Here is a 14,322-nt window from a genome sequence, read left to right as displayed (position 1 = left end):
CCCCGCACCGTTTGTACGATTGCCCACGATGGATAAACGTGGGGGAGTGTTCCAGGGCGGCTCGGCACACGCAGCACCAGGGGCGTGGCAGGCACCCTTCCAGCGCTGCGACGGCCTTGTGTATTCCCCCGCTCCAGGCGTCGTCCATGTCGGAGAGCTTGCGGGACTTGTCGCGGATGTCCGCAAGGGGCTTGGAAAAAAGCGTCCGCATGCCGGGCTCAGGGACGCCCGACGGCGGCGTCGGTACCCGTGGGCAGTGCTTCTCTCTGCCGGTGTTTTCCCGCGCGGTCGCTGACGAGCCTGACGCCGGGCGAAAAGGGAAGCAACTGGCGACCTGCGGCATCGTTTTTCTCTCGTGAAAAAAATCTGGCCAGCTCCAGGTCGCGCTTGCTGTTGATGAAGAAGCACTCATCGTCGGAAACCACAAAATGAACGGAACGCGCTCCGGTTGTCGACCCGCGGAGGATGCAGGCATTGCGGACGGAAAAGACGTTCTTGAGCTCACGGAAGACGGTGTTGAAGTCGGAGTAGAGGAAGCCGGAGTTGTTGATCGGCAGTAGCCCGTGCGGGGTCCTCGTGAACAGGGGGCTGCTGATCTCTTCCGCGGTGAAGGAGCTGTCGGCCTCGTTGTTGATCAGCGTGAAGACGCTCTCTTCCAGGGTGTCGGTGGTGGTCGCGGGCGACTGGATGTAACACAGGGTCGTCAGGCCGTTGTCCCCCAAGCCTCTGGCGCGCAGCACCTGCTCAAGGGTGTCCACCAGCGGGCGGGAAGGCAATGTGGACTCCACGGACCGCTGGACGAAGCAGAGCCTGCTGTCCGAGAAGCCGGCCAGCACTTCCCCGACGTCGGTGGTGTCGCACGTGACAACGATCGACTCGAAGACGTCCGACCTCAGGCATTTCTCGATGGCCAGCCGCAGGAGGTTTTTTCCCCCTATCTCTTGGCGCCACAGGTCCGGGTAAATGTCAAAATTCTGTCTGCACGGGATGACGGCGAGGATCGGGCCGTTCTCCCGCAGGCGGTCGCGGCAGGCTTCCCGCTTTATGGTGCGTCTGGATTCCAGGATGCGCTGCGCGTTGTTCGTCATGTTGTAGCCATGACGCCGGTAGTAGAACAGGGGAAGGTTGACGTTGGAACAGCGGTGAGAGTCTTTTATCCTGTTCCAGATATAGAATCCGTCTTGTGCGTTGAGCTCCTCGGAATATCCTCCGACTTCCTCGACAACGGATTTCCTGAACATGGTACAGGCGCCGTGGGGGGGCATGTCCTGTATGTGATTCTTGTAATGGAGCTGTTCCCGTCTCTCGTTGGCGAAGATGCAGCCGTATTCGTCGATGAGGTAATAGTCCGGGAAGGCCAGGGCCGAGCGGGGATTGGCATCCAGATGGTTGGAGAGCACGAGCAGGATGTTCTCGTCGAACACGTCGTCCGCGTCCAGGCGGATGAGGTATTCGCCGCGCGCGGCGGAGACGGCCAGATTGGCGGCCTTGGCAAGCCCGTTCCCTTGGCCGTGCAGCAGCCGTACACGGGGCATCCTGGCGTAGCACTCCATGATGTCCAGGGTGTTGTCCGTGGAGTTGTCGTCGATGAGGATGAGTTCCCAGTCGGCGAAAGACTGTCGGAAAACACTCTCGATCGCCTCCCGGAGGAAGCGCGCGTAGTTGTGCGAGACAATGTAGACGGTAACCTTCACCGTTTCGTGTGATGCCGGGGCCTTGCTCATGGACGTCCCCTTTGTGCAGGGCTGCAGGGATTTTGGCGCATGTCATGCAAGACGCGCGCCATCTTCTACATGCAGAGCTTGAGGTCATCCCGGAAGCGGCAAAGCGCGGTCAGCTCTTCCGAATCCATGCTGCAGGAGTGGTCCGGCCCCTCCATGGATTTGTCCGTAGTGAAGTGTTTTTCGATGATGCGTGCCCCGCGTGCGAGAGCCGCCATGGCCGCGCTGATGCCAAGGGTGTGGTCGCTGAACCCGGCATACCGGGCGAAATCCACGTTGCCCAGGCGGAGATCCTCCAGGGGGGTCGGGTACTTCGGTATGCAGTACAGGAAGTCAACCGCCGCCCGGGTCGGGATGAGGGGGAAATCCGGGCGGTCCCAGAAGCCGAGGGAGACGACGAGGGGCTTGCCCGTTTTTCCCAGCGCATCAAGAAGGGCGTCGTCCCTGATGGAGCGGGAGGCCACCTTGTACCGGCTTGCACCGGCTTCTTCCAGCCAGGCGATCCGGCTGACGTCGAAGACCGAGGCCATGAATTCGATCCCGGCCTCCCGGCAGGTTTCCGCCAGGGAATCCACGTCGCGCCGGGAGAGTTCCGTGCGGCAGTTGTAGGCATACCAGGGGTTGTTCTCCCTGGGGAAAAGCGCTGGGGCATCGTACACCTGGAACTTGGCCACATCGGCGCCGCAGGCCGCGGCCATGCGTACCATCTTTTGGGCGAGCGCGATGTCGCCGTTGTGGTTCTGTCCGATCTCTGCGATGACTTCCATTTATATTTCCTGTTGTTGCATGGCGACTAGCGCCATGAGTCGGCAATGTCCAGCCACATGTCAAGCATGATGTAGCAAAACAGGGTGTGCCCATTGAGCCTGTTCCGGTCGTGCAGCATCTCGCGGGCCGTCGTTGCTGCCCCGGTCGCCAGCAGCTTGTGGCGCGACAGGGCCGAGGAGGGCGAGAATGCGGCCTGGAGCAGGTCGGACCAGTCCGTCTTGAGCCAGTGGTCAATGGGGACGTTGAAGCCGTGTTTCGGGCGGGCGGCCACCTCCTGGGTAACCGTGTCCGAGAAGGCTTGGCGCAACACCCACTTGAGCTGTCCGTCCCGGACGAGCAGAGGGAGGGGGAGTTCCCGTGCGAGAGCCTGCACCGAGGGGGCGGCGAAAGGTATGCGACCTTCCACGGAGCGGGCCATGGTCATGCGGTCTGCCTTGGCCAGCATCTCGAACGGAAAATAGAACGCCTGATCCTGCCGGACGTAGTCGATGGAGTCCCATGGGCCGTCCTTGTACGCCTGGAAGTGCCGCAGGGATGAGCCCAGGCCGACGAACGGTTCCTTGGCGAACAATGCCCGTTTTTCGGATTCGGCGGCGTAATAGTGCCATGCCCAGGCCCTCTCGGGGGGGGCATAGCCTGCCAGGGCGATCAGGCGCTTCTCCAGGGGGAGGCCGAAGTTCTGGAAGGACACGGGCGCTTCGTCGGGTTTGGCCGACCGTCGGCTTCGCATCGCGTCCAGATGAAGATACCAGGAGTAGCCGCCGAAGGCTTCGTCGGCCCCGTCGCCCGTGAGCAGCACCTTGACGCCGTCCTTGCGCGCCTCATGCGCCACGGCCATGACCCCGAGCCCGGAGGAGACAGCGAAGGGGAGATCCCCGGCCGCGCAGAAGTCCGGCAGCAGCGCGCGGAAGTCCCCGCCGGTCACGCGGATCGTCCTGTGGGTGGTGCCGAGCCTTCGCGCCGTGGCCTCCGCAAGGGGGGACTCGTCGCTGCGACCATGGTAAGGGTCGTGCAGATCCTCGAACCCGATGGTGAAGGTGGATAGGCTGGGGAGGGCGCGGCTGGCCAGGGTGGCCACGATGGAGCTGTCCAGCCCTCCGGACAGGAAACACCCCACCGGCACATCCGACAGAAGCCTGCTGGTGACGGCCTGTTCCACCGTCTGCCTCACCAGGGCGACGATGTCGTCGGGGGCGAGGCCGGAAACGTCCGGGGTGCGGTCGTACCGGCATTCATATGGAACGATCCTTCTGCCGTCCTGTCCGTCTATCAGCAGGTGCCCGCCCGGAAGATGCTTGATGGATCGGAACGCCGTGTCCGGCTCGGGAATCCACAGGAAGGTGGGGAAGTCCCAGAGGGCCTGGTAGTCCAGTTCCCGGTCGACGTCCGGGTGGCGCAGCAGGGATTTCACCTCTGAGGCGAAGGCGAGTCCTCCGCAGGGCAGGACGGTGTAGTACAGCGGCTTTTCGCCGTAGGGATCACGGGCCAGAATGAGCTTGCGCTCCCGCTCGGACCACAGGGCACAGGCGAACATGCCGTCCAGCAGCGAGAACGCCTTTTCTCCATGGCGTTCGTACAGGTGGCAGATGACCTCGCCGTCGCAGGTGGTGTGGAAGCGAGTCCCGGACGCCTCCAACTCACGGCGCAATTGCGGCGAGTTGTATATCTCGCCGTTGTAGAACAGAACCACGGACCTGTCGGCGTTGTAGAGCGGCTGGCCGCCCCCCGCCACATCGTTGATGGACAGGCGGCGCATCCCGGCGGTGTAGCCGGGCCGCTCGTAGCGCCCGTCCTGGTCTGGGCCCCGGTGTTTCAGGGCCGACAGCATCCTGTCGAACGTTTCGGGTGATGGCGGGCTGGCGCCTTTAACCCCGCATATGCCGCACATGTCTTCCTCGCCCGTGGAGGCCGGAGCCGTTTGAACGGGTCACAGATGACGCCGCAGTTCCCACACCTTGTCGAAAGCCGTGCATACGTCGTCCAGGTCTTGCGCGCTCATGGCCGCATGCATGAGGTCATGGCAAAAAATGCCGTTGGAGTGCAAGTCCTCCACAACGGGGCAGATGCCTGGCGAATAGTCCACCTGCGGGGCCAGGGAGAACGGGAAGCCGTTTTTCCCCAGGGCGATGCGCTGCTGGAAGATGGGCAGCATGTAGATGGGCTTCACGTACCCGCCGTAGAGCTTCACGCCCTCCTTCTCCCGGCCCTGCGTGGGGCGCAGCTCGGCCTTCACCGCCTCCAGAAAGCGGTCGCGCGGGCAGCCAGCCTCCTGGGCGTCGAAGAGCAGCGGCAGCAGGTAGAAGGAATGGGACGCACCAGGCCTCAGGCCGCCGAACGAGATGGCGGGGATGCGGGTCAGCCGGTCCACGGTGCGGGCGCAGTTCTCCCTGCGCTTCTCCACAAGCCCGGGGAGCTTTTTCAATTGTTCCCTGGCGATGGCGGCCTCGATCTCGGTCATGCGCATGTTGTGGCCGACGAGGTTCACGAGGTTTGTCTCGCCCTTGGGGCCGGCGACGGCCTCTGCGTGGTTGCGGATGAGCCGCATGCGCTCGGCCAGGGAATCGTCGTCGCTGACCGCCACGCCGCCCTCGCCGCAATGGATGTGCTTGTGGCAGTTGAGGGAGAACACGCCTATGTCGCCCAAGGTGCCGGCCCTCTTGCCGTTAAGGTGGGCCAGGGGGGCCTGGGAGGCGTCCTCGATGAGCAGGAGCCCGTGGCGGTCGGCGATCTGGCGCAGCCGGACGAAGTCGCAGGGGTGCCCGAAGATGTCCACGGCCAGGATCGCCCTGGTTCTCGGGGTGACCTTCGACTCCACGCTGTCCGGATCCAGGCAGAAGTGGCGCGGCTCCACGTCGGCGAATACGGGGATCGCCCCCCAGAACAGGGGGGCCGTCGCCGAGATGCACATGCTGAAGGGCGTGACGATGACCTCGTCTCCGGGGCCGACGCCAGCCGCGCCCAGGGCGCACACCAGCGCTGAAGATGCCGAGTTGACGGCCACGGCGTGGCGCGAGCCGAACTGGGTAAGCCACTCCTGCTCCAGAGAGCGCACTTCTGGCCCGCCGTTGAATCCGTCGCACCAACTCCCCATGAACTGGGAGAGCACCCCGGATTCGACAACGCGCACTGCCGCGTCCTTCTCCTCCGCCCCGATGGGGTTGTACCTGGGGAAAAGGCGGTCCCGGACGGGAGGGCCGCCGAACAAGGCCAGTTGTTTCTTGGCGTTCATATGGCGAGATGCCTCTCCAGATAGATGTTCGATTCGCGTCGCCCCGCGTCGTTCCGGCCCGGCTGGAAGCTGATGATGGGCAGCCCGGCCGCCAGGGCCGTGAGCAGGGTGATGCTGGTCATGCCCCAGACTTCGTCAGCCTGGGCCATGAGTTCCTCCGGCGCGGTGTCCACCAGCTTGAAGTTGATCCCGGCGGTCGTCCAGGATGCGAAGTCCTTCCGGGTCAGGGGCGGGGTCTGCCGGGGATGCGGCTTGACGAGCACCGTGATCCCCTGGCGGTGCCTCGGAATCCAGCCCGCCAGGCAGGCGATGACGTCGGGTACGGCGTAGCCGTAGTTCCCTCCGGGGGGGGAGGGATCCAGAAAGAGGACCGCCGTGCGGCGGCCGTGCGTACGAGGGTGGGCGTCAGCCATGTGACGTATCCTGTCTGCGGCGGCTTCCAGCGCGGGATGCCCGAAACTGACCAGGCGTGCCGAGGGGAGCCGCGAGGCAAGCGCTGGCGTGCGTCCGCACTCGGAGGAAAACCCCCGGAGCGCCTCGTCGTCCGGCAGGAGAATGACGTCCGGCAGGACGGCCTCGCCGGTCTGGCCGTCAAGGAAAGGGGATGCGTAGTTCTTCCAATGGTCGAACACGTAGAGTGATCGGATCCCCGCCCGACGGCATGCGTTCAGGATGCCCCGGGTGCGGGCGAAATCCATCCTCGCGCCCAGCCACAGGTCGGAGCCGGGCGCCAGCCCCGCAAGATGCAACTCGTGGAAGGGACGCGCGCCGACCTCCGCCGCCCGACCAAGGGCCCATCCTTCGGTCAGCAGGGCGACCGAGGCGACATGGCGGCGCAACTCGGGCTCGATTTCCATGAGCACGGCCAGCGCGCCGGGGTCCGCCGCGAGCAGGCGGGCACAGCCCACACCCTCGCTCAACCGCCCGACCAACGACCGCCAGCCGGTCACGCCCTGCCTCCAGTCGGAGTCTGCGTGGCCAGTTCGTGGGCGATCTCCTGGGCTCTCAAGGCGTCCCGGACGCCGCAGCGCGGCGGTGGGGCATCCCGGCCGTTGGCCTCCAGCAGCTCCCGGAGGTGGTCGAGCAGGTTGAGGATGGCCTGGCCGTGGCCGGTATCCTCCCGGCCGGAAATGCCGAGGCTGTCGCACCGGTAGTGCGGGCTGTGGCGTATGCCGTAGCGGTTGAGGGTGAAGCCGTCCTCGTTGACCTGATAGCGCGCCTCGCGCGTCACGATGTCGTATTCGAAAAAGGTGAAGGCCCGTTCGTCCTGCCCCTGCAGGAAGAACTGCGGGCAGCGTTCAAAGCGCATGAAGGCGGAGACCGTCGGGTCGGCCTCCCAGAAGTCGGACGTGCGGCCGAGCGCCAGCACTTCCAGCGGCTCGCCGAACAGGAACCTGGAGAGGTCCAGCGCGTGCGATCCGTTGTGGCTTACTCCCTTGGCGTATTTGACGGTGACGTTCTGCACCAGTTCCTCGCCGTCGCGGATTCTGCGGGCCAGGGAGGCGTAGAAGGGGACGAAGCGCCTGGTGTAGTTGACGAGAAACACTCCGCCCCAGGCTTCTGCCATGGAGGCGATTCTTCTCGACGAGGCGAGGTCCGGACCCAGGGGTTTTTCGCAAACAATCGCGCGGGCGGAGGATTTGATGGCGAGCGCGGCCAGTTCCTCGTGTTTGGCCGTGGGAGCGCAGATGCTGACCACGTCCGGTTGCACGTCGGCGAGCATCCGGGCCGGGTCGCCGAAGAAAGGCGTCCCCCAGCGGGCGCTTTCCATGCGGCCGGAGGTTTCGTCGGCGTCGGCGATGGCCTCCAGCGTGAAGGCGGGATGGGCGCGGTAGCCGCCCGCGTGGGTCAGCCGCGTCCCGCAAGCGCTCCCCTCCGGAGCGTCGAGGCGCGAGCCGATGGCCCCCGCTCCGATGATCACGGCCCTGTACGGCATTCGTCAGCCCTCCTGGGGGGCCTTCTGGCGCACGCGGGCGTTGATGGAGGCCAGCTGCGGCCGGTCGCGCAGGAAGGCGACCACGTCCTCGGCGCTGAAGTCCTGGTCCAGGGGCAGCAGCGCCTCGAAGACGGAGCACATGAGCTCGTAGTCGGGGAATTCGTCCACGGTCAGGCGCAGTTTCGGGAGCATGTCTTCGGTGACCCCCCAGCTGCCCAGGCGGAAGCGCTCGGGGCGGGTATAGATGTAGTAGCTGCCGTGCACCCGGTCGATGGGGTCGGATGTCAGTTCGCCGACGAGCGCCAGCACCTCCGTCGGGAACAGGCGGACATCGAAGCCTATGGGCAGCGTTGGCGGCATGTTGTTGCAAACGTAGTCGTAGCTGCCTTCAAGGAACATGGCAACGGACCGGTCGATGTGCCGGTGGTCCACGGCGGGGCAGTCGCCGGTGAGCTGGACGATGATGTCCGCCCCGAAGGTTGCGGCCGCGCCGAGGAGCCTGTCGAGCATGTCGTTTTCGGAGCCCCGGAAGACGGGGCAGCCATGCTTGCGGCACGTGGCCTCGATGATGTCGTCCGCTGGGGTCTGGGTGGTGGCCACGACCACGGTGTCCACCAGCGCGGCCCGGCGGACACGCTCGATCATGCGCACCAGCATCGGGCGTCCGGCCAGGTCGAGCATGACCTTGCCAGGCAGGCGCGAAGACCCCATCCGGGCTTCGATGATGGCGCTGACTTGTGGTTTCTTGTTCACCAGGGTTCATCCTTGCATGCGGTTTCCCGTCTGTCTTCGCCCCGTGGCCCGGAAACGTGCCGGGAGCGCGCACAAGCGTCCGGCGGCGGCATTGCCCCGGACTTGACTGTGTCACGCAGCCTTTGCAAAGGCGATGCCAGTGTCAGGAATTCGATGTGCGGGCATGTAATTTGCAAGTTTCTGCGTCGCTTCCGAATCTTCCGACCGTGCCGGGCGACGATGCATGCGACCGGCATGCGCTCTGCCTTTAAGGATTCCATCAGTCCAGGAGAACGAAATGAGCCAACCCATTTTCCGCCAGGCGACGAACGCGAAGGCTCTCTTTGCCAAGATAGAGCACATCGTGGCCAATCTTCCGCCCATCGAATACCATGAGAGGTGGAACGGCGAGGTGGATTTCTACGGGGCGAGCCACCGCATTGCCCGTGCCCTGGGATTGGAAAAGCCCCTTTATTCCGCCGCCACGTGGATACACGGCTGGCTGTGGAGGGATTTGTCCGAACCGGGCGTCCTGGTTGACGCGGAGCGCATAGGCATGAGCAATCTGGTGGCCACGAAGGAGCAGGAGAAGTTCCTGCACGGGCACGGCTACAAGAGAGCCGTGGCGGCGGGCACGCCGTTCATCTACGCGAGCGCGGCGCCGCTGCAGAGAATCCCAGGCAGCATCATCGTGTTCCCGCAGCACATCACGCAGTGCGCCAAATACAGCATAAGCGGCCGGAGTCTGCCGTACGTCGATTTCGTCGTGAAGCTGAAAGAGCGGTTTCCGCTCGTCGTCGCGTCCATCGGCTACGAGGACGCCGTGAAGGGCAACTGGATCGAGGCCTTCGAAGCCGCGGGCATACCCTGGATCACCGGGGCCTGGACCTACGACAGGAACGCCCTGGAGCGCATGCACGCCGTGTTCGGGCAGTTCGAGTTCGTGACGACGAACACGCCGGGCTCGCATCTGGCCTATGCTTCGTATTGCGGGTGCAAGGTTTCCTACTGGGGCAAGGATTGCGGATACCAGAAGCAGGAACTGGACACGCACCCCCACCACCTGAGATACGGCAACGTCACGAACGTGCTGAAAACAATGGATTTTACCGAATATTGCCGGAATCGGTATCCCTTCTTCTTCACCGAGCCGGAGGACGCCACGACCCACGTTGACTGGGCCCGTCAGGCCCTTGGCGAAGAGAACCGGAAAAAGCCCGAGGAGATCGCGGAGCTTTTGGGCTGGAACATCCGCAAGGCGCCTTCCGGAACGTGGTATCCCGTCAACAAGATCGACGCCCTGAACAACGTCGAGCTCTTCGCCAAGGCCCTGGCTCGCTCCACCGTCGGCAGGCACGACGAAGCGTTCAAATTCACCAACGCGCTCAAGCGCCGCCACGTCCGCATGCGCGACGTGGACGTCATCCGCGCCCGCTACTTCCTGTCTGTCGGCAACGAGCACGGAGCCCGTGAGGCCCTCAAGGAGGAGTTGCGGCACTTTCCGGACAACGCCCAGGCCACTGCCATGCTTGAGGAACTCGGCGGCGACGTCTTCAAGCCCCATGTGGCCACGAACGAGGCGGACAAGGAATTCATCGACCTCTACAACACCGTCCGGCCCTTCACGCGGCTGAACATCAAGCGAGCCCGCTCGCTGTACGACCTGGCCATGCGCGTGTGCCGCGAAAACGTTCCCGGCAACATCGTCGAGTGCGGCGTGGCGGCGGGCGGTTCCACCATGCTGCTGGCCCTGGTGGTGCAGAAACACAGCAAGATGCCGCGCCGGGTCTTCGCCTTCGACACGTTCACGGGCATGCCCGACCCCGAGGATGTGGACACCGCCAACGGCGTCCCGGCCGACGAGACCGGATGGGGTACGGCCACCTGCGCCGCTCCAGAGGAGTTTGTCCGGGCCCAGTGCGAGCGCCTGGGAGTGGGCGGCATCGTGGCGACCCGCAAGGGACTGTTCGAAGCCACGCTGCCGGTCCATCGCGAGGAGATCGGGCGGATCGCCATGCTCCACATGGATGCGGACTGGTATTCCTCCACCATGACCATCCTGGACAACCTCTTTGAACAGCTGGATGGCCGCGCCCTGATCCAGATCGACGACTGGGGCGCCTGGGACGGCTGCAAGAAAGCCATCCTGGACTTTTCCGTCCGGCACGACCTCTTCTTCGACGTCAAGGATATCGACGGGACGGGCGTGTGGTGCGAGATGCCGACCAGGACCGGAAAACAGGCCCCGGGGCAGGGCGTCAAAACTCCGCCCCCCGGCGATCCGTTCCTTGACCCCCAGCTCTCCCCGGAATTCGCGGACCTCTACGTGGTGCGCACCAGGATTCTCGAACGGCTCAACCAGGCCATTCCGCTGTTCCGGGGCACGCTCCTGGACGTGGGCTGCGGCCAGATGCCCTACCGGGAGCATATCCTTGGCCGCAACGGCAAGATCACGCGCTACGTGGGGCTCGATTTCGCCACGGGCAAGTACGCCGACAGAAAACAGCCCGACATCACATGGGACGGCACCGTCATTCCCTTGGCGGACGCCTCAGTGGACTGCGCCATGGCCACGGAGGTTCTGGAGCATTGCCCCGATCCGCTGGCCGTGCTCAAGGAGATCAGGCGCGTCCTGGCGCCCGGCGGCGCGTTCTTCTTCACCACGCCGTACCTCTGGCCCATCCACGACGCCCCGCACGACCACTACCGCTACACGCCCTACGCCATGGAGCGATTGTTGGCAGAGGCGGGCTTTAAGGATGCACATGTGGGCGCCCTGGGCGGCTGGAACGCTTCCCTGGCCCAGATGATGGGCCTGTGGCTGCGCCGCGCGCCCATGGCCGCGGAAACGCGCGAGGGCCTCACGCGGGACCTGTTCCCCTTCTACCAGGAACTGCTGCGCACGGACGCCGTGCCAGATGATTTTTCCAGGAACCCCATGATTACAGGACTTGCCGGGACGGCCGTGGCACCCGCCAACTCCGCCGTAAAGGCGACGTCCGCATCCGGCGCATCCGTCCTGGCCAACGAGCCGGGGCCGCGGGTGATCATCGTCACCGACCAGTTCCCGGTGTTGTCGCAGACCTTCATTCTCGACCAGATCACCGGCCTCATGGACCGGGGGCTGGGCGTGGAGCACTGGTCGCTGCAGCGCATGGACGAACCGGTGGTGCACGATAACGTGCGGCGGTACCAGCTGCTGGAAAAGACGCGGTACATCACCCTGCCGCCGGATTCGCTGCGTGGCGACCCGCACAAGTGGACCGAACGTTTTCTGCGGGACAACGGCCTCGTCCCGCCGGACGATGCGGCGGCCATCCAGATTCACTTCGGCCCCAACTTCCGCAAGCTGGAGCCGTTGTTCAGCGTGTACCCCGGCCTGTGCGTGGCGGTGTCGTTTCACGGCTACGACGGCTCGGCCACGTTCCGGGTCAAGGGTGCCGACGTGTATGCCGGGCTGTTCGCCCGTGCGGACCTGATCACCACGCCCAGCCAGTTCATGAAGGACACGCTGGTGCAGTACGGCTGCCCGGAGGCGAAGGTCGTGGTGCACCATTACGGAAAGGACACGACGGCGTTCGCGCCTGTCCCGCGTGAGGACGGGCGGGCGAGGGTGCGCGTGCTCAGCGTGGCGCGCTTCGTGGAAAAGAAGGGGCTCGAATATTCCCTGGCTGCCTTCGCCAGGGCCCAGGCCGGGCTGGACGCCGAATACCGCATCGTGGGCTACGGCCCGTTGGAACCGGAGTTGCGCGCCCTGGTCGCCTCGCTGGGCGTGGCCGAAAAGGTCGTCTTCCTCGGACAGTTGCCCAACGAGGGGGTACGGCGCGAGATGGCCGAGGCCGACATCTTCGCGCTGACCAGCGTAACTGCCGCCAACGGCGACCAGGAGGGCGTGCCCGTCAGCCTCATCGAGGCCCAGGCCCTCGGGCTGCCCGTGGTCAGTTCGTGGCATTCCGGCATTCCGGAACTGGTGGCCCACGGCGAAACAGGATTCCTGGCCGAGGAGCGGAACGTGGACGAGATAAGCGGCTACCTGCGGGTGCTGCTGAAGAATCCCGCCATTCGCAAGACCTTTGCCGTCAACGCCCGCCAGAGGGTGTTGCGCGAATTCGACCTGTCCATTCTCAATGACGCCCTGGCCGACCATCTGCGCGGGCAGGCCCCTGCACGCACGGGCAACGGGCGGGCGGCGCAAGCCCCCGTCAGGGAAGCCGGAACGGAAACTTCCGAAGATCCGCACCCCGGTCCGGCGATTGCACCGGCGGGAGAGGGCGTGAACCGTTGCCCCATTTGCGGGGGGAATGCCGCGTTTCGCGCCTTCGGCACGCCGCCTCGCCCGGCGGCACTGTGCCCGGGGTGCACATCGCTGGAGCGGCATCGGTCGCTGTGGCTGTTCCTGGAGAGGTACACGGACTTCTTCGCCTCGTCGGGCCTGCGGATGCTCCATTTCGCGCCCGAAGTCTGCCTGGAACAGCACTTCCGGAAACTGTTGGGTGCAGGCTACGTCACGGCGGACCTGCTCGACCCGCGTGCCGACGTGCGCGCGGACATCACCGCCCTGCAATTCGCCGACGCCAGCTTCGACGTGGTGTACTGCTCGCATGTGCTTGAACATGTGCCCGACGATCGCAAGGCCATGCGAGAACTGCACCGGGTTCTGAAAAGGGACGGCGTGGCCATTGTCGTGGTGCCCCTGCGCGGCGCGACCACCGACGAGGATCTTGCCATTACCGATCCCGCTGAGCGTACCCGCCGCTACGGCCAGTCCGACCACGTGCGCTATTACGGCATGGACATCATGGACAGGTTGCGCGACGCGGGATTCGACGTGACCCACGTGGACACGGGCCAGTTGTTCAGCCAGGAAGAAACGGAACGGATGCGCCTTGGCGGAGGGCAGCTGTTCCTGTGCCGCAGGGCGGCGTCCCCCGAAACCGTCGATGCAGGCTCCGGCTCGCGTGCCCGGACATCAGCCAGGGCGGCCAGGGGAACCGCGGGTGCCGGGTCTGGCGGCGCGACGGAGCAGGCCCTGCGCGCCACGGCACGGTACTGGTCCACCCCGCGGGGCGCGCACCGCACCCGCTGGTGGATGCACCCGGCCATTTTGCGCCATTGCAACGGGCTGGTGTGCGGGGCACCCTTGGACGGCCCGTGGGCGGGGCTGGAAGTGCGCATGCGCGAACTGGCCGGGGGACATCCGCTGGCACGCGGGGTGTCCGTTGGCTGCGGCTGCGCCTCCAAGGAACTGGGCCTGCTGGAGCGGGGCATTGTGGGCAGCTTCGACCTGTACGAGATCAGCGCGGAGCGGGTGGCCATCGGCATGGGGGCGGCGCGCCAGCAAGGGGTGGCGGACAGGGTCCGCTTTCACGCGCGGGACGCCTTCACCCCCGCACCCGGAGAGCAGGGCGAGCCCTATGACCTTGTCTACTGGAATAATGCCCTGCACCACATGCATGACGTGCGGCAGGCCCTGGCATGGAGCCGGGACCGGCTGCGCCCCGGCGGCCTGCTGGTGGTGGACGACTACGTGGGCGCCACGCGCTTCCAGTGGCCCGACGTGCAACTGGACATCGCCAGCCGGGTACGCCGCGCCCTGCCCGAACGGCTGCGACGCGATCCCGAGCGCCCGGACAGGCTGCTGCCCGACAGGATCACCCGCCCGGACCTGGCGGAGATGATCGCCGTCGACCCCTCCGAGGCGGCCGACAGCGACAGCATCATCCCTGCCCTGCGCGAGATGTTTCCCGGGGTGCACGTCATCGCCACTGGCGGCGTGGTGTACAACCTGGCCCTGAAGGACGCCATCGCCAATTTCGACGACACGCGCGATGCGGCGTTGTTGCAAGACCTGCTGGAATTCGATGCGCGGCTGGCGGCTGAAGGCCATACCCAGTACGCCTGCGCCTTCGCATTCAAGCAGGCGGCCTGAAGCCCGT

Annotated in this window: 8 protein-coding genes; 1 reads left to right on the top strand and 7 read right to left on the bottom strand. The window is 65.4% G+C overall.

The annotated features are described in order from the left end of the window. Positions 1 to 218: 218 nt before the first annotated feature. From RVX_RS16065 to RVX_RS16035, 7 genes are all read right to left on the bottom strand, one after another. Entirely contained in the window at positions 219 to 1,724 is a 1,506-nt protein-coding gene (locus tag RVX_RS16065) for a glycosyltransferase family 2 protein (RefSeq protein ID WP_116307748.1), read from the bottom strand. Positions 1,725 to 1,789: 65 nt separating this feature from the next. Continuing rightward, the gene (locus tag RVX_RS16060; RefSeq protein WP_116307749.1) at positions 1,790 to 2,488 is read right to left on the bottom strand and encodes an N-acetylneuraminate synthase family protein; all 699 of its coding nucleotides are present in this window, start codon (positions 2,486 to 2,488) and stop codon (positions 1,790 to 1,792) included. A 26-nt stretch (positions 2,489 to 2,514) separates the two neighbouring features. Then, a complete protein-coding gene (asnB, locus tag RVX_RS16055; protein ID WP_420192384.1) occupies positions 2,515 to 4,377 on the bottom strand; it encodes an asparagine synthase (glutamine-hydrolyzing) in 1,863 nt (620 codons plus the stop codon). Between the two features lie 39 nt (positions 4,378 to 4,416). Next, on the bottom strand, positions 4,417 to 5,718 hold the full coding sequence (locus RVX_RS16050; protein WP_116307752.1) for a DegT/DnrJ/EryC1/StrS family aminotransferase: 1,302 nt from the start codon (positions 5,716 to 5,718) through the stop codon (positions 4,417 to 4,419). After that, positions 5,715 to 6,668: a polysialyltransferase family glycosyltransferase gene (locus RVX_RS16045; RefSeq protein WP_116307753.1), complete on the bottom strand. Its 954-nt coding sequence runs from the start codon at positions 6,666 to 6,668 to the stop codon at positions 5,715 to 5,717. The genes RVX_RS16050 and RVX_RS16045 overlap by 4 nt, the downstream gene beginning before the upstream one ends. Beyond that, a complete protein-coding gene (locus tag RVX_RS16040) occupies positions 6,665 to 7,654 on the bottom strand; it encodes a Gfo/Idh/MocA family protein (protein WP_116307754.1) in 990 nt (329 codons plus the stop codon). Before RVX_RS16040 ends, RVX_RS16045 begins: the two co-directional genes overlap by 4 nt. Before the next feature lie 3 nt (positions 7,655 to 7,657). Beyond that, positions 7,658 to 8,407, bottom strand: coding sequence for a cytidylyltransferase domain-containing protein (locus tag RVX_RS16035; RefSeq protein WP_116307755.1), 750 nt, complete (start codon positions 8,405 to 8,407; stop codon positions 7,658 to 7,660). A 277-nt stretch (positions 8,408 to 8,684) separates the two neighbouring features. On the opposite strand from RVX_RS16035, the gene RVX_RS16030 reads away from it, so the two are divergent. Then, positions 8,685 to 14,315 (top strand): methyltransferase domain-containing protein, encoded by a 5,631-nt coding sequence (locus tag RVX_RS16030; protein ID WP_172596644.1) that lies wholly within the window; start codon positions 8,685 to 8,687, stop codon positions 14,313 to 14,315. The last annotated feature ends 7 nt before the right edge of the window (positions 14,316 to 14,322 follow it).

This window comes from Nitratidesulfovibrio sp. HK-II, from assembly GCF_003402415.2.
GTDB lineage: Bacteria > Desulfobacterota > Desulfovibrionia > Desulfovibrionales > Desulfovibrionaceae > Cupidesulfovibrio.
Note: the sequence above shows the minus strand (reverse complement) of the source record. Positions and strands in the feature narration are given on the sequence as shown.